This window comes from Candidatus Hydrogenedentota bacterium (genome assembly GCA_019637335.1).
Taxonomy (GTDB): Bacteria; Hydrogenedentota; Hydrogenedentia; order Hydrogenedentales; family JAEUWI01; genus JAEUWI01.
The window spans coordinates 125272-141763 of the sequence record JAHBVV010000016.1; the positions used below are offsets into that span (position 1 = coordinate 125272).

Annotated in this window: 15 protein-coding genes; 4 read left to right on the forward strand and 11 right to left on the reverse strand. The window is 65.6% G+C overall.

The genetic code is table 11. The features are described from left to right. Positions 1 to 50: 50 nt before the first annotated feature. Complete coding sequence (locus KF886_16965) at positions 51 to 1466, reverse strand: DUF1501 domain-containing protein (protein MBX3179048.1); 1416 nt, start codon at positions 1464 to 1466, stop codon at positions 51 to 53. Positions 1467 to 1495: 29 nt separating this feature from the next. Then, positions 1496 to 3481, reverse strand: a complete 1986-nt coding sequence (locus KF886_16970; protein MBX3179049.1) for a DUF1549 domain-containing protein — start codon at positions 3479 to 3481, stop codon at positions 1496 to 1498. A gap of 196 nt (positions 3482 to 3677) precedes the next feature. On the opposite strand from KF886_16970, the gene KF886_16975 reads away from it, so the two are divergent. Both KF886_16975 and KF886_16980 read left to right on the forward strand, forming a co-directional pair. Next, positions 3678 to 4508 (forward strand): glycerophosphodiester phosphodiesterase family protein, encoded by an 831-nt coding sequence (locus KF886_16975; protein MBX3179050.1) that lies wholly within the window; start codon positions 3678 to 3680, stop codon positions 4506 to 4508. A 75-nt stretch (positions 4509 to 4583) separates the two neighbouring features. Next, positions 4584 to 5111, forward strand: a complete 528-nt coding sequence (locus KF886_16980; protein ID MBX3179051.1) for a bifunctional (p)ppGpp synthetase/guanosine-3',5'-bis(diphosphate) 3'-pyrophosphohydrolase — start codon at positions 4584 to 4586, stop codon at positions 5109 to 5111. Positions 5112 to 5350: 239 nt separating this feature from the next. On the opposite strand, the gene KF886_16985 is transcribed toward KF886_16980, so the two are convergent. The 4 genes from KF886_16985 to KF886_17000 all read right to left on the reverse strand — a co-directional run bounded on the left by KF886_16985 (position 5351) and on the right by KF886_17000 (position 9239). Then, on the reverse strand, positions 5351 to 5980 hold the full coding sequence (locus KF886_16985) for a hypothetical protein (protein MBX3179052.1): 630 nt from the start codon (positions 5978 to 5980) through the stop codon (positions 5351 to 5353). Between the two features lie 269 nt (positions 5981 to 6249). Continuing rightward, a complete protein-coding gene (locus KF886_16990) occupies positions 6250 to 6648 on the reverse strand; it encodes a hypothetical protein (protein ID MBX3179053.1) in 399 nt (132 codons plus the stop codon). A gap of 240 nt (positions 6649 to 6888) precedes the next feature. Next, entirely contained in the window at positions 6889 to 7434 is a 546-nt protein-coding gene (locus tag KF886_16995; GenBank protein ID MBX3179054.1) for a glycosyltransferase family 1 protein, read from the reverse strand. Between the two features lie 1280 nt (positions 7435 to 8714). Then, positions 8715 to 9239 carry a PaaI family thioesterase gene (locus KF886_17000; protein MBX3179055.1) on the reverse strand — a complete coding sequence of 175 codons (525 nt, stop codon included), beginning with the start codon at positions 9237 to 9239 and terminating at the stop codon, positions 8715 to 8717. A 489-nt stretch (positions 9240 to 9728) separates the two neighbouring features. Here KF886_17000 and KF886_17005 point away from each other — a divergent pair, with 489 nt between their 5' ends. Next, complete coding sequence (locus KF886_17005) at positions 9729 to 10925, forward strand: ankyrin repeat domain-containing protein (protein MBX3179056.1); 1197 nt, start codon at positions 9729 to 9731, stop codon at positions 10923 to 10925. 9 nt (positions 10926 to 10934) lie between these two features. Here KF886_17005 and KF886_17010 read toward each other — a convergent pair whose 3' ends face one another. Continuing rightward, positions 10935 to 11231 (reverse strand): Dabb family protein, encoded by a 297-nt coding sequence (locus KF886_17010; protein MBX3179057.1) that lies wholly within the window; start codon positions 11229 to 11231, stop codon positions 10935 to 10937. A 48-nt stretch (positions 11232 to 11279) separates the two neighbouring features. After that, complete coding sequence (locus KF886_17015; GenBank protein ID MBX3179058.1) at positions 11280 to 11591, reverse strand: Rieske 2Fe-2S domain-containing protein; 312 nt, start codon at positions 11589 to 11591, stop codon at positions 11280 to 11282. 569 nt (positions 11592 to 12160) lie between these two features. Between KF886_17015 and KF886_17020 the strand changes: the two genes are divergently transcribed. Continuing rightward, positions 12161 to 13750 carry a redoxin family protein gene (locus tag KF886_17020; GenBank protein MBX3179059.1) on the forward strand — a complete coding sequence of 530 codons (1590 nt, stop codon included), beginning with the start codon at positions 12161 to 12163 and terminating at the stop codon, positions 13748 to 13750. A 3-nt stretch (positions 13751 to 13753) separates the two neighbouring features. On the opposite strand, the gene KF886_17025 is transcribed toward KF886_17020, so the two are convergent. The 3 genes from KF886_17025 to KF886_17035 form a co-directional block, all read right to left on the reverse strand. Then, positions 13754 to 14569, reverse strand: coding sequence for an SDR family oxidoreductase (locus KF886_17025; protein MBX3179060.1), 816 nt, complete (start codon positions 14567 to 14569; stop codon positions 13754 to 13756). A gap of 633 nt (positions 14570 to 15202) precedes the next feature. After that, positions 15203 to 15427, reverse strand: a complete 225-nt coding sequence (locus tag KF886_17030; GenBank protein ID MBX3179061.1) for a DUF86 domain-containing protein — start codon at positions 15425 to 15427, stop codon at positions 15203 to 15205. Next, entirely contained in the window at positions 15417 to 15710 is a 294-nt protein-coding gene (locus KF886_17035; protein MBX3179062.1) for a nucleotidyltransferase family protein, read from the reverse strand. The genes KF886_17030 and KF886_17035 overlap by 11 nt, the downstream gene beginning before the upstream one ends. Between the last annotated feature and the right edge of the window lie 782 nt (positions 15711 to 16492).

The following is a 16492-nucleotide window of genomic DNA, read 5'->3' on the forward strand; positions in this document are numbered from 1 at the left end:
CGATTGGCCGGTATGGATCGCGCCGGAAACCACCCGCCTGAATTTTCCGCTCAGGCGAAGAGCTCCATCACGGGCTTGCCCAGGCCGTCCTTCGTGACGTAGAAGGGGCGGCCCTCGGTGACGTAGCCGTGGTTGGGCGGTATGCCGAGCGCGTGGTGGATGGTGGCGTGCAGATCCTCAATGATGATCGGCTTGTCGATGGTCTTGCAGGGGCGTTCGTCGGCGGTCTCGCCGTATTTGAAGCCTCTCTTGATGCCGCCGCCGAAGAGGAGCAGGCTGCCGGCGTCCGTGAAGTGCCGGTGCATTCCGTAGTGCTTCAGTTCGGTCAGTTCCTGGGGGACGGGCACCTGGTCCTTCACCAGCTTGCCGGGCTTGCCTTCCGTGACCATGTCGCGGCTGAATTCGCTGGCCAGGATGATGAGCGTGTTGTCCAGCAAGCCGCGCTCCTCGAGGTCGAGCACAAGCCGCGCGATGGGCGCGTCAATGAGCGCCTTGAGTTCCTTGATTCGGGTGTGGCCGTCCTCGTGGGTGTCCCACTGCTTGAAAGGCTCGTATTCGGTGGTCACTTCGATAAAGCGCGTGCCCGCTTCGCAGAGGCGCCGCGCAAGGAGACAGCCCAGCCCGAAGCGCCCGGTGTTGTAGGCGTCGTAGACCTCCTTCGGCTCCTCGGAAAGGTCGAAGGCCTTTGCGGCGGGCGACGTGAGGAGGCGGTGCGCGTTGTCCATCGACCGCAGCATGGATTCCTGCTGGTAGTCGCTGCCGTACTGGCCGATCGGGCTGGCGGCGACGAGCTTCTTGTAGAACGCGTTGCGGTTCTCAAAGCGGCTCATGGACATACCGCCGGGCGGGCGGACCGTGGACACGGCGTCGGCCGGATCGGGGATCATGAAGGGCCCGAATTCGCTGCCGAGGAATCCGGCGGTGTGGAAGGCCTTCAGCTCTTCCGCCTCGCCGACATTGAAGGTCTGGCCGATGTCGATAAAGGCGGGCAGGTCGGGGTTGATCGGTCCCAGGGTCTTGGCGATCCACGCGCCGAGGTGCGGCGCGGCCACCGTCTGGGGCGGCGCGTAGCCGGTGTGCCAGTGGTACTGATGGCGCGAGTGCAGGATAAACCCCAGGTCGCCGGCGGTGTAGGTGTTGCAGATCGTCCCGCGATCCATGACCTGGCCGATTTTTTCGAGGCCCTCGGAGAACTTGACGCCGTCGATGACCGTTTCCACCGCCGGGAAGGTGCTCAGCACGCGCGACGGGTCGATGCCGACTTCAAACGGCGTGTAGCGCTTCGGATCGAAGGTGTCCGTGTGCGCCATGCCGCCGGCCATCCAGAGCAGGATCACGCGGTCGGCGGTGGGGGTGATGTTGAATTCGGTGGCCAGGCCGCGCGCCGGGCGGGGCGCGCCCGCGGCGAGCGCGGAGAGCGTGGCGGCGCTGGCGGTCTTCAGGAAATCGCGTCGTTTCATGTGCATGGAGACAACCTCCGGTTCCCGCGGGAACCTCAATAAATCAATTGGAACTCGGGGAGCATCGCCAGGGACCACAACAGGTCCTCCAGGCCGTCGCGCGCCAGCGCATCGCCCACGATGTGGTGGGCGAGCTGGATCTCCTCGACGGATGGCGCGCGCTGGAGCCCGTGCTCGTACAGCTTGATAATCAGGCCTTCGGGCGGGCCTTCCCAACGCCGTTGCAACGCCTCCGCGCTTAGCTGGATCTGCTGGAACAGGGTATCGCCATTGGCGAACTCCAGGGCCTGGAGCGTGGTGCCCTGCGTTTCGCGGCGCGACGTCACCTGCTCGCGCGCGGTGCGGCCCAGCGCCTTCATGAGCGGGTCCACCGGCACGCGCCACGCGCGCACCTGCTGCCGGCGGCCTTCGATGGTGTTGGCGTCGTCGGGGAGCGGCTCGTTCTTGCCGCCCGCCGCCGCCTTCGCGATGGCCTCCTGACGCGCGATCTCCTCGGGCGTCCGGTTCTGCGGCAACACGAACTTCGGGTTCGCCTGCCAGACGCCCGTCAGGCTGGCGAGGGCGTCGTAGAACTGTTCCGCGGAAAGATGCCGTACCGTCGGCCCGCGAAATGTATATTCACTGTCCGCGATCTCCGAAGCCGGGACCGAAGCCCACTGGTAGGGCTGCGAGGTGGCGATGGTGTGAATCAACTTCCGCAGGTCGTAGCCCCCGTCGACAAAATCCTGCGCCAGGCTGTCGAGCAGGGCGGGATGCCACGGTTCCAAATCGATGGAGTCCAGCGGCTCCACCAGGCCCCGGCCCATCATCAGCGCCCACACGCGATTCACGATGGTCCGCGAGAAGTAGCCGTTGTCCGGGGTCGTGACCAGCGCGGCCACCTGCTTCATTCGATCGGGCTTTGGCAGGCTCCCCTCCACATCGCCCAGCTCCGGCCACAGGAAGCGGTACTCCGCCTTCACCCCGAGGTCCGTCTCGCAGCGCACCAGTTCCATCGGCTCGTCGCTGAATACATTCGCCAGCGCGAAGGCGTCCGACAGGCTCCAGTTGTTCACGAAGCTGTCGTGGCAGGAGGAGCACTTCAGGTTCAGCCCGAGGAAGACCTGGCTGACGTTGATCGCGGCCTGCATCGGCGGCTGCTGGACGACATTGTTGTCGCCGCGCCAGACAATGCCCCGGATGAAGCCTTCCGCCGCCGGGTCCTCCGCGGCGACCAAAGCGCGCACAAACTCGTCGTAGGGGCGGTTGTTGTAAAGCGCGTCGAAGAGCCAGTCCGTAATCTGCTTGCGGCCGCCGTCAATGTAGCCCGTGCCCTGGAAGTCGTTCCGGAGCATGTCGTTCCAGAAAGTCATCCAGTGCTCCGCGTAGCCCAGGTCGTCGGCGAGGAGCTGCGCGACCAGCGCGGGGCGCTTGTCCGGCGAGGGGTCCCGCTCGAACGCGCGCAGGGACTCGGGCGTGGGGAGGAGGCCGGTGATATCGAGGTAAACGCGGCGCATGAATCGCGCATCGTCCACCGGGCTTCCCGGCTCGACGCCTTTTGCCGCGAGGTAGTCCGCGATGTGCGCATCCACGAGGTTCGGCGCTTCGGCTTGCGCCGGAGCGGATTGCAGCGCGAGCGGCGCCGCATACTCCTGCGGGCCCTGAGCGGACTCCGGCCAGACAATGCCCTGATCGATCCACGCGCGGATCACTGCGACTTCCTCGGGGGTCAGGCGGCGGCCCTTCGGCGGCATGAGGAGGTCTTCGTCCTCGGTGGAGATGAGCTGGACGAGCAGGCTGGCGTCGGCATCGCCCTCGATGACCACGGGGCCCTTCTCGTTGCCCTTGAGCAGCAACTCGCGGGTGCTCAGGCTCAGCCCGCCCTTGCGCTGATCACCGGCGTGGCAGGAATAACAGTTCTCGGCGAGGATCGGGTGGACATCCTTGAGATAGTCCACGGGCGCTTCGGGCGCCTGGGCCAGTGCGGGCCAGGCGCATGTCAGGATCAGGCCCCCGGACAATAGAGCAGTGCGTAACTTCACGGAAAAAACCTCTCTGCGGACACAACCCTCGGGGCGGGTCCGGTATCCTGTACGACTCACCCAATATCATGGCGCATGTCGCGGCGCGGGTCAAGTTTGCCGCGCGCGAAAACAGTTGACAAGCCCCCCGGAAAAGGCGAACAATCGGGCCATTCCATACCGTGCCACGAAAAGTTTCAACGCGGAATAAACTATCATGATAAAACGTGTTCATACTGCCCGTACGCCGTTCGCGGCGGCCCTCTTCGCCTTTTTCGTCGCGCTGGCCGCGCCGACCGCACCCGCAGCCGCCGAATCGACGGACCTCCTCCCGCCGCCGCGCCACGGCGGGGTGTACGTGGTCGCGCACCGCGGCGCCCACGAAGACCGGCCGGAGAATACCCTGGCCGCCTACCAGCGCGCGATAGACCTGGGCGCGGACTACGTCGAGATAGACGTGCGCACCACGAAGGACGGCCATCTCGTCAGCGTGCACAACCGGACGGTGGACGCCTACACGGACGACGCGAAAGGGAACGTCGCGGACTTCACGCTGGCCGAGCTCAAGGCGCTGGATATCGGCAGTCGCGTCGATCCGAAATGGAAAGAGGAACGCATACCGACCTTCGAGGAAATCCTCGCGCTGTGCAAGGGCAAGATCGGGATCTACCTGGACCTGAAGGAGGCCGACATCGCGACGGTATTTCAGAGGGTGGAGGCGCATGGCATGCTGAAGAGTGTCCTGTGGTACTGCAACGCGGAGCAGCACCGCTACGTCATGGCAAATGGCGGCATCTCCATGCCCGATCCCGGCCCCGAGGATAACCTGGCGGCGCTCATCGCCGAGTTCCAGCCCAAGATCGTCGCCTCGGTCTGGCGCCACTACTCGCCGACCTTCGTCAAGACCTGCCACGACGCCGGCGCGCTGGTCATTGTCGACGAGAGCGACCCCTCCTGCTGGGAGGACGCCGTGGCGTGGGGGAGCGACGGCATCCAGACGGATCACCCGGAAAAACTGATCGCCTGGCTGAAAGCGCGGGGCAACTGAACGGCCCGCGCTCGATTTGAACCGACGGAATTGACCATGCGCTACAGCCCGCGCGTTCTGCGCGCCTTCGAATTGATGTATGAATTCCACGGACGCCAGACCCGCAAGTGCGGCGGCGCGCCCTACATCACCCACCTGGTTGCCGTGGCGGGACTTGCCGGGGAATACGGCGGCAGCGAGGAGCAATTCATCGCCGCGCTGCTCCACGATGCCGTGGAGGATCAGGGCGGGCACGGCGCGCTCCAGCGGATTCGCGGCGAATTCGGCGAGGCCGTCGCGGACCTCGTCTGGGCCTGCACCGACGCCTGGGAACACCCCAAGCCCGCCTGGCGCGCGCGGAAAGAGGCGCACCTGGCCCGAATCCCCGGCGCGCCAATCGACGCCCGGCTCGTGCTCGCCGCGGACAAGCTACACAACCTCCAGTCCATGCTGCGCACCTACACGCACGACGAGGCCTACTGGCGCCAGTTCAACGCCGGCCGCGAAGGCACGCTGTGGTACTACGACGCTATGGGCGACGCCCTTCAAGAGGGCTGGGAGCACGCTATCCTCGCCGAACTCGACAGCGCCCGTCGCCGCTTCCGGGCCCTGCTCGAGGAGTGACGCAAGCCCCGCCAGGGGATAGGTGCTCCCAAGGAACGGGCGCGCGCCGTCGCCAAGGGACGGGTGCGCGCAACTGTGCCCGATCTCGCGAACTCACACGCCGTCCAGCAGAAAAAGCCCGGGGTTACCCCAAACCGCCGCAGCGCGCGCGCCTGTCCCGGCCCGGGGTAGTCCAAGGCCACCCGGTCATCCCAACGCAAACCGACCCGACCCCGACTGGGACGCACCGGTATCCGACCTTACAAGACCGGGCCCCCGACAATATAATGGAAACCGTCCATACCCAGGCGTTTTTCGAGGTGCTTCACGATCTTCTTCGGGTTATCGTCGGGCCCCGAGATGTAGAGGGGCTTGCCATCCCTGCCGAATTCCAGTTCCTCGCTGCGCGGGAACGCATCGGGCGGGCCGATGACATGCCGTGTCCAGGCGAAGTCCCGGTGTGGCCGGAAGCCCAGATCCCGCGCGTAGTCAAGCGCGCCGTAGACCACCTGGTGGATGAGTTCGAGCGAGGCGGGCACGGCATTGAATTCTTCAAACATCTCTTCGCGCAGCCCGGTCTGGTAATTGCTCAGCGTAACATTCGAGGCGGCCAGGGTCTTCTTCACGCCCATGCAGTATAAATCGACCCCGTACCGCCCGAAGATCACGAGGTTCTCGGACTGCCGCCGGGCCACGACGATCATGGCCATACCGGTCTCTGTGAAATCGTCATTGATGAGGCACTCCATGAGCGGGAACTCGTCCGCGCGGCGCACGAAAGATCGCTCCGGCGTCGAAGACCGCTGCAACGCCGCCTGTTTCTTCTTTGCTTTCTCCTTTCGCCGTTTCTTCATCAGCTTTTTCTGGCGCGTCTTCTCGCTACTTGACATTGCATTACTCCGGCACTTTCGCCACAGATGCCTTGCCTGAACAAGGCTCCAGACTCAAACGATTTGCGCGATTATAGTCCAACAAAAACACCTTGCACATCCTCGTGCCCAGACATGAATCCGCGTCGTCCCGGCACAAACAGGCGCGCCCCCGACCGGGACGGGTACGTCCCTTCAAGGGACGGGTGCGCGCCGCCGCCAAGGGACGGGTGCGCGCAACTGTGCCCGATCTCGCGATCTCACCCGCCGTCCAGCAGAAAAAGCCGGAGTTACCCCATACCGCCACAAAGCGCGCGCCTGTCCCGGCCCGGGGTAGCCCAGCACCACCAGGTCATCCGGCGCAAGCCGGCGCGACCCCGATTGGGACGCACCCCCGCTCTGGGGCGCCTGCCGCTTGGCGCGGGGTATATCGGCTGGACGCAGGGTATGCCCCGCAGCGCCTGGCGCCCGTGCGCGGGTACGTCCCGTCCACTCCGTCCACTCCGTCCACTCCGTCCACTCCGTCCACTCCGTCCACTCTGTCCACTCCGTCCACTCCGTCCACTCCGTCCACTCCGTCCACTCCGTCCACTCTGTCCACTCCGTCCACTCTGTCCACTCCGTCCACTCTGTCCACTCCGTCCACGCGCGCCGCCGCCAAGGGACGGGTGCGCGCCCGTGTGCCCGATCTCGCGGACTCACCCGCCGTCCAGCAGAAAAAGCCCAGGTTACCCCACACCGCCGCAAAGCGCGCGCCTGTCCCGGCCCGGGGTATCCCAGCACCACCAGGTCATCCGGCGCAAACCGGCTCAACCCCGATCGGGACGCACCCCCGCTCTGGAGCGTGTGGCGTTTACGGGCTGTCCGTCCGATGGAGGCGTGGTTCTTGCTTCAATCCGGGTCGCCCGTGCGCGGGTAGGTCCCCGGCCCTATCGCGACAGCCGCGCCTGGATCCGGCCGAGTAGCTGTCGCGCGCGGGCGGTGGCGGTGTGGTGTTCGCGGAGATGCGCGTGGCCCGCTTGTGCGATTGCGAGCGCCTCGTCCGGGTGGGCGAGGTAGTGGGCCAGTTTTTCCTTCAGTTCCCCGGCGTGGTCGAAAAACACCGCCTGTCTGCCGTCCTCAAAATCGTGCGGGATCACGAGGGGGGAACGTTCGGCGAGCAGCAGAACACCGTGGGCGGGGAGCTCCCAATAGCGGACGGTATCGAAGCCGTTGCCGAAGAGGCACAGGCCGATGGCCTGTTCGCGCAGCAGCGCGGCGTATTCCTCCTGCGTGAACGGCGTGCCCCAGCCGCCTTGGACCTCGATAAACGTGTTGAGCCAGCTCAGCATGAGCCGCCGCGTGCCGCCGATGAGCTTCCCGGCGAAGAAGACCCCGTCGCGCTGGTCTTCCTCGGGCAAGTCTGGAATGCGATCATCCGCGTAGGCGAAGGGCAGCGGCCAGGCGTCGGGGCCGTAGTCGATCCCCGCGATCATCTCGCGCTTGAAATAGCCCGCCACCGGCCCGAGCCCGGCGTCGCGCCGGATATCGTCGAGAAAGGCGCCGCATTCGTCCCACGTATCCACCACGAACAGGGGGGTATCGCCGGCGGCCGCCAGGATCGGGTGGATTTCGTTCTTCGGCAGTGTGCCCGTGGTGTCGGAGAACAGGATTAGGTCAAACGCGCCCGCCGCCGCCCGGCGGACCACCTCCGCCAGCGGCGTGGGGCCATCGGGCCAGTGAAAGGTGCAGGGGTAGCCGAAGGCCTGGTCCAGGTTCTGGCCGTGGACGGTCGGCTTCCACGGGTACTCCAGGACGTTTTCCGCCCCCAGGAGGCGCCGCAGGCCGTCGTACAGGAGATCGGCCCCGTAGTCCGATTCGACGTGGCACAAATAAAGAATCCGCGGTCGCCAGGCGGGATCCCAGGCGGGGCACGAAACGGGGGGCGCCGGCGCGGGGTCCGGCGGCAGTTGCGCCAGGTCCTTTTCCACTTCGGGCGCGTCGAGGATCGTGGTGACCGTGGTCAGGAGGCGCCGTGCCAGGTCGGGCCGTCCCACGCCCTTCCAGAAGGCCGCCATGCACTGGTAGGCCGGAACGTGCATCGGCGCGAGCGTGCAGGCCTTCGTATAGGCGCGCATGGCGGATACGAGGTGTTGCAGCCGCAGGCGCGGGCCGATGAAGCGGTCCTGCGCGAGGTAGGCCATGAGCAACTCGGCCCCATGGAGCCCGCGCTCTTCCTCCGTGGCATACCAGGCGTCGGGCGTCTCGTGCAGGATGGAGAGGGCCGTGCCGAATTCGCCCTTCTTGAGGAATTCCCGCGCGTGCAGCATGGGACTGTACCCGGCGCGCTGAAACCGAAGCAGGTGAACGCCCTCCGCGGGTTTTTCCTTGTCAGCCCAGGGCGTGAGCGCGCCCCCGGCGCAGCGCCACCCCCGGTAGAAGGCCAGCCCCATCCCGCGCATTGCGTCCACACAGGTATCGACCGGCCACGCGCCCGCATCCAGGCGCAACAGCACCGCCCCCTGGCGTTGCGCCCGCAGCCGCGCGCGGCGGATGGTGGGGAGGAGGTCATCGGACGCGTCCAATGCGTCAAACAGGATCACATCGAGTTGCGCGGGGACTTCCGGTGCGCTCAGGTCGGGGTAGAATACGCGCCCGTGTGCCGCCAGAACTTCGGGATCGGCGATAAACCGCCCGCGCCCCGCGCCGATGGTCTCGACGAACAAGGGGAGCGCCTTGATGAGCGCCTCGGCGGCCAGATCCATCCGGGGGCCTGTCAGCCCGCGTCCCGCGCGGCGGTGTGCTGTTCCCGGAGCGTGTCAAACACCCGCTCCTCGTCGCCCCGGTACAGGAGGTAGTCGTCCACTTCGAGCGTTTCCTCCACGCTCAGCGGCAGGAAGCGGCCCTCGGCCCGGGCCAGGACCTTGCCGCCGCCGTCGACAATCCTGGCTTCGGTGTTGACCATGCGCTTGTGTCGGCGCACGACCTCGGCCTCCACCACCAGGTCCGGCGAAACGGGGACGCGCTCCAGGTAGCGCACGGTGAGCTCGGCGGTCACGCACATGCGCTCGATCGCGCGCGCGGCCGCCCAGCCCATGCATTCGTCGAGCGCCGCGGCGACAACGCCGCCGTGGACGGTGTTCTCATAGCCGCAGTGATGCTCCAGCGCGTTCAGCGGCATCTTGACGCGCTCGCCTTCCACATAAAAGCGGGTCCGCAGGCCGGAGTGGTTGTCCTCGCCGCAGACGAAGCAGGTCTTGGAATTGGGCAGATAGCGAATATCGTTGTGGGACGTGCTCAAGTGGGACTCCTTTTTCTACGCCAGACGGCCCCCGGCGATTGCATGCGGTGCGGGCGACCGTCCACGCCAGACACGACCCGGTATTGTACGCAAGCCGGCGGGGAAACGTAAACCGGCGGCCCGCGCGGTCGTTATTGGACACCGCCGCGCCGCGATACGGGCTGGTTTCTCTGGGGAATCGCATATAAACATTTGGGCGTAAACTTGAGTTGATTTGGAGCCTTGAATCAATGAAATTGAGCGTGTTGGAGCGCCGGCATCTCTGCCGGCAAGGTCAGGGACTTGCCGCGGGCGAAATGCCAGCGATCCAACACGTGCCCTTTTTAACAGTTCAGGTCGTTCGTATGGCGCTCGGCTCGGACAAGAAGTTCAAATGCGATTGCCCTGGCTGATTTCTTGACAAATCATCGCGCCGGGCGCTATATCTAGTACACGGGAGCGCTGTGTATCGGCAGCGATGGCGGTAGGAACGAGGACTGGAGGCCGGGAATGGTGTTCTTTGGGTCGACAACGCTCCACCGGGCGGCGGAAAAAGGGGATTTTTCCGCAGCCCTGCACCTGATCGAAAAGGGAGCGGACGTCAACGAGCGCAATGAAGAGGGCAAGCCGCCGCTGCTGATCGCGGCGGAATTAGGCCACATCGAGATTATGCGGCTTCTGCTCGATCACGACGCGGAAGTTGATCGCACGGGGCGGAAGGGGGACACGCCGCTGTACCGCGCCATCAAGAACGATCAGCCCGACGCCGCCACGCTGCTGGTTCGCCGGGGGGCGGACGTGAATTTTCGCGCGAAGCATGGCGTCACGGCGCTCCTGACGGCGGCCGCGCGCGCCCGGGAGGCGACGATTGAGCTGTTGCTGGAAGCGGGGGCCAATATCGAGCACCACGACAGCCACGGGCGCACCGCGCTCTACCTGGCCGTGGAAAAGGGCCACGTAAATGTCGTCCGCAAGCTCATTTCCTGGGGCGCGGACGTCAACCACGCCACCCGGAGTGGGGCGACGCCGCTCATGATCGCCGTGAAGCACCACGATCCCAGTCTCGCGCGCTGGCTTATCGAGCGCGGCGCGGAAGTCGAGGCGGCGGACAGCCGCGGCAAGACGGCCCTGCAGGTGGCGGTGGCGGCGGGGGGCTACGAGAGCTGCATGCTGCTCATCCGCTCGGGCGCCGATCCGCGCCAGCGCACCCCGGAAGGCCTCAACCTGGCGACCGCCGCGCTGCGCGACAATAACGGGCGCCTCGCCGCGCAATTGAACGAATACGCGATGAAGGGCGTGCATCTCGACATGCCGGACAACGTCATGGCGGCGATACAGTCCAATGAAATCGGGCTGTTGCGGCTCCGGCTGGAAGAGCACCCCAACGACGTGCACCTGCGCACGCAATCGCACGGCTGGACCCCGCTGCTGTTCGCCATTCGCCAGTGCAATTGCGCGATGGCGAAACTCCTCCTCGACAAGGGAGCCGATCCCAACCTGGCCGACGCGAAGGGCCGCGCCCCCATTCACCTGGCCGCGGCGCAGGGCGACACCGTCATCCTCAAGCTGCTGCTGGAAGCGGGGGCGGATATCGATGCGGTATGTAACGGCCTCACCGCGCTCGAGGTCGCCGAACGCGGCAACCACCGCGGCGCCGCGCATTTCCTCGGGGGGCGCAAGACGCTGAAGAAGTCCTCGAATTTCTAGGCGCCTGGCTTATTCGGCGTCGTAGATCACGACGCGCTGCCAGTGCCCGCTGAATTGCTGGACGAACGCGGTATGCAGCGGGTCCACCTGGTAGGCGTCGTGCGCGGCCATGTCTTTCATCAGCACGGTGAGCCCCAGGTCGTAGCTGCGGTCGATGACGGGCCGGTCGGTCGGCGCGGGCGTCCCGATATAGACGGCCTCGACGGCGCTAATGCCCTTGAGGGATTCCACGCCCGTGCGGAAGACGGCGCGCTCTTCTTCGGTCAATTCCGGTTTAAGCCAGAAGAATACAGTGTGCACCAGCATGTATCGGATCCTTTTTTCGGTTGGTTTTCGGGGTGGGGGAGGCGGCGATCAGCCGGCCTCGGAAAGATGCAGCAACACGTCGTCGCCGTCCACGGTCACGGGATAGCGCTCGACGCCGTCTTTCGGGGCGTCGGGCCCCGCCGCGAGATCGAAACGCCAGCCGTGCCAGGGGCAGGTAATTACCGTACCGCTGATAAAGCTGTTCTGCAGGGGCGCCCCGGCGTGCGGGCAGCGGTTGCTGCACGCGTAGAACGCGCCGTCCAGATTGAAAATCGCGATGTCCTCCCGCCCGTGTTTGACTACGATGGCCTTGCCGGCGGCGATATCCTGCACTTTGGCGACGGGTATGGGGGCGCTCATGCGGGGGCGGGTACTCCGTGGCGGGCGCGCTCGCGTGGCGCCCGGTCTTGTTTGCTGCAAGGCGCACGTTGTACCCTCTGAACGAGCGGTATGTCAAGCCCGCGCCAGGACAATCGCATTGAATCCCGACCCTGGAGCATGGGCGTAAACGTGAGTCGGTTTGGAACCAGGAATCAAGGAAAGTGAGCGTGTTGGAGCGCCGGCATCTCTGCCGGCAAAATCCGGGATTCGCCGCAGGCGAAATGCCAGCGCTCCAACGCGAGCCCGCTCAAAAAACACACGTCTCAGCTTCAACATAACTACCTTATACAAAACAGGTTAGAGCTTCCATGCCCAAGGAAGCGGCAAAGGCTGGGAGCGCAGGCGTCCCCGCCTGCCAGGCGGCGAAGCCGCCGTCCATATTCATCCTTGGTGGGTGACGCTACGCGTCATGAAAGGCTGCTCTGGAGTTCTCAGTGACTCTTATGTCGATTGGCTTGTACACAATGCGTAAATGCGACGGCCTTGAAGCCCGCGACGCCCGGCTGTGGGGCCGGGCGCACCACCGGACAGGGGCGCGCATGAGACGAATGGCCCGAACGCGACGGATCGCCGCCGTGGCGCTCCTGCTGTGGCCGGCCTGGCTGGCGGGGTCGGCGGAGCCGGCGGCCCTTCCGCTGCACGACCTCTACTACGAAACCGTGACGCTGGAGCAGTTCCCGGCGGCGCGGGCGCGCGTTTTGTTCTTCTTCAGCAACACCTGCCCCGTCGCGCGGCGCTATATGCCGCGCATCGGCGAGCTGGAGGCGCGCTACCGGGAGCGGGGCGTCCAGTTCATCGCGATCAACGCCAGCCCGGCCGACAACCTCCGCGAAATCGCCCAGCACGCGCGGGATTTCGGCCTCGATTTCACCGTGCTCAAGGATCACGATTTCGCGCTGGTCCGCGCGCTCGACATCACGCGGACGCCGGAGGTGGTCGTGTTGGATGCGGGCGGCGCCATTGCCTACCGCGGGCGCGTGGATGACCAGTACCGCCTGGGTGGCGTGCGTCCCACTGCGAGCCGCCACGATCTCGCCAACGCCCTCGACGACCTCCTCGCGGGGCGTCCGGTCCGGGAACCCCGCACCCAGGCCGAGGGCTGCGCGGTGACGTTTCCCATGCTGCCGGCGCCCGCCACGCCGCCGACCTACCACCAGGACGTGCGCCCGATCCTCGATCGCCACTGCACGGCCTGCCACACCGGGGGCGGACCGGCGCCGATGCCGCTGGACTCGCTTGAGGCGGTTCGGGACGCGGGTGATCGCCTGTTGCGCGTCATCCAGGCCGATCGTATGCCGCCGTGGAATGCGGCGGGGGAGATGGAGCACCTCGCCATGGATCGGCTTTCGTTCCGTGATCGGCACGCCATCGAGAACTGGCTGCGCGGCGAACAGCGCGTGGGGGAGGGGCCCGCCGAAACGCTCGATCCCGCGCCGCTCGCGCCCTCGGACTACTTCAGCGCGCGCGAGGGCGTGCCCGCCGAAGATCGCGACCGCACGGTGTCGCGAACGCTGGATCCGCCCGCCGAAACGGAGCGCTGGATCACGTCGATCGCCGTGCGCGGCGAATACCCGCTCGGCTTCACCGGCGCGGCGCTTTTTTACACGCTGCCGGGAGATCCAGAGGCGCGCCACCGGCTCACGGGCCCCATCTTGGCGGGCCGTTCGTTGCAATGGCATGGGGGAGAGGGCATGCGCCTGCCCGCCGGGGCGCGGCTCCACCTGGAAGCCCACTACGCCGCGCGCTCCGGGGTACAGGGCGAGGATTACCCGGGCGTCCTGCTGGGAACGGCCCCCGCTCCCGGCGCCCGCGCAATAGCATGCATCGCGTTGGACATCGGGGCCGCCGAAAGCCCCACCGCCGACCTCGCCGATCTGCGCGCCATCGCGTTTGCAGGGCCTGCGCGCGGCGCCTTCGAACTTACCGCAAACGGCGGGGAGGGTCCGGCGCTGCTGTCGCTGCCGGCCTTCGATCCGCGCTGGCCGCTGACCTACGCCGTGCGGCCGAACATCCTGCCCGATGGCCCGGCGCCGCTCACCGCGACCTTCGCGCAGCCGGGCTACCTGTATGCGCCCGGCGCAACGCCCGATCCCGGCGCGGCCGGAACCGTGTACCTCTACGTCGCGGGCGCGCCCTGAGCCTCAGGACTGCGCCGCACGCATCACGGCGCTGCTCAGCTCCAGCGGCTCGCCCTCCGGATCGCACCGGTACGCGTCGAAATCCGTATAGCCCACCTCCCGCAGGAAATCCTCGTCGATCAGCGCGCGGCCATTGCTCAATTCCGGATGCATCAGGATCTCGTACGTCGCATCCGCCAGGATATCCGCCTTGCGCCACATCGAAGGCGTGCCCATGCCGTAATTGATCGTCGCGTACGACTCGATCAGCGTCTTCGGCCACAGCGCGGTCCCCTTGATGCCCTGCTCCGCGAACTCCTCCGCCAGCCCCAGCGCGATCATCGTCATGCCGAACTTGCTGATCATATACGCGATGTGCCCCGGCACCACCGACATATCAATCGGCGGCGACATGTTCACCACATGCCCCGACCCCTGCGCCTTCATCGCCGGCAGGAACGCCTCCGTCACCGCGTAGGCCCCCCGCGCGTTCACCTCCATCACCAGGTCAAACTTCTTCAGCGGCGTCTCATCCATATTCCGCCACCACAACGCCCCCGCGTTGTTGATCACCGCGTCCACCCGCCCAAAGCGGTCCAGCGTCTCCGCCGCCGCCCGCGCCACCGAATCCGCCTCCCGCACATTGCACATCACCGGCAGCACCTCCCCGCCCAACGCCCGGAGCTCCTCCGCCGCCGTGTAGATCGTGCCCGGCAGCTTCGGGTTCGGCTCCGCCGTCTTCGCCGCCACCACCACCGACCACCCCGCCCGCGCCAGCCGCGCCGCACACGCATACCCGATCCCCCGCGACGCCCCCGTAATAAACGCTACCTTCGACATGCCATCCTCCAGACCCGGCGCGATGCGCCCGGCGGTTACCGTTTCGCTTCCCGAAAGTGTAACACGCTAACGGAGCTCAAATATCGCCCGGGAATCCGCCTCGCTGATGACCGTGTCGAAGAGGCCGATGTCCTCCTGATGCTGGAAGGCGAACATGGCGTCGCTCAGCGGGCCGAGATCCCGGGCGGGGGCGGGAAGGACTCTTCACGCGCTTCTTCCGCTACTCCATATTCTCCAGCCGGATGGCGGAAATTCCATCTTTCGTAACACGCTAGCGGAATGAAGCACCCACCGGTGTGAAAGCGTGTTTCGGTCAAGACGGGCGTGAATCGCAGGATCGCGGACATTCGTGTCCGCGACAAATGTAGGATAGCCGTCCCGGCTGTCCACCGCGCCGAAAGGCGCGACAGGATCGCGGACATTCGTGTCCGCGGCAACGGAAGCGCGAGGCGCCAACGACCGCGCGTGGTCTGTACCAAGACCCGAGCGTCTCCAGCGCAGTGGCCATTGAATTCCACCGCGATGCAAGAATCCCGCCGGGTGCAACGAAATTCGTGGCCTCGTCGCCGCAGGCAGGCCGACGGTGCGTCGTGGCGGAAATGCCCGCGACCTTTTGCCGCGCCACCTCCCGAATTACCGGGGCGCCTGGCGCCATTGAATCTCCGGGTGTTGAGCCGTGAAGGATTCGGGGAGCCGGTTGGCGGCTTCGCCGATAATCTCCAGATTGCGCACCACGGAGTCCGCTGTCTTCTCATCGCCGAGAAACCCGGCTCGGTCCAGCCCCGCAGTATACCGCCCGATCTTTTCGATGGACTCCAGGATATCGGCGATCAAGAGATCAATCGGCCTATGGGACATCGATGAGATGCCTCTCAATTATTTCCCAATTGCGCGGCTTAATCGCCCGGCGCGAGACCAGTTCGGTGGGAACGCCGAGCATCGCTTCAATCTCGTCGGCCAGATCCACAAACCGCAGCCCGATCGACGGGTCGATGTCCACGAGTAGATCCACATCGCTGTCCTCGCGCTGGTCGCCCCGGGCATAGGATCCGAAAACGGCCAGCCGCTGGACGCCATAACGGCGGGCAAGGTCCGGTTTCGCCGCTTCGAGCAACTTCACGATCTCGTCGGTGCTCTTCATTCGCCTCGTTCTCCTGATCTTACGATATCGAGCCCGCGCTCATTGTTCGATTATACCTGGCCATCGTCCCCCGCGACGCCCCCGTAATAAACGCTACCTTCGACATGCCACCCTCCATACCGGCGCGATACGCCCGGCGGTTACCGTTTCACTTCCCGAAAGTGTAACACGCTACCGGAGCTCAAATATCGCCCGGGAATCCGCCTCGCTGATGACCGTGTCGAACAGGCGGGAGAGTTCACCCGATTCGGTACCCATCGGGTACTGAATTTCCATGGGGCGCCAATTCTCTCTCCGGTGGAGAGGAAATTCCCTTGCTCGCACCAGATTTCACGCCCGCCGTGCGTTGTTTTTCCACTGCCCCAATATCTCGGCCCGGCAGGTGGAGTATTGCTTCAATGCTCAATTCCTCACCCGCCGAGTGACGAATCTCAGCCAACCGTTCGGGGTATGCCAGGCAAAACAAGCGAGTGTACTTCAGTCGAAGAGGTCTGTGTCCGGTCCGCCCGAACGGGCGTTGTCCTCTAGTTTGTTCATCTCTAGTAAAGAGGGGGGGCAAAATGGGGTCAAGCCGCGTGGCTATGGGTTTGTCGTTTCACCGATACGACAATTATTGCGACAGGCGAGCTGGATTTCGGCCGCGTGCCGGAATCACGGACAGAAATGTCTGTGCCCTGGGGGAAATCACAGGTGGGAATATCTGCTCTGAACACCTGCGACACAGCATCACCACAACCGCCTCACACAAACCAGATTACAGCAAACCCAACCAAGGAAGTGTC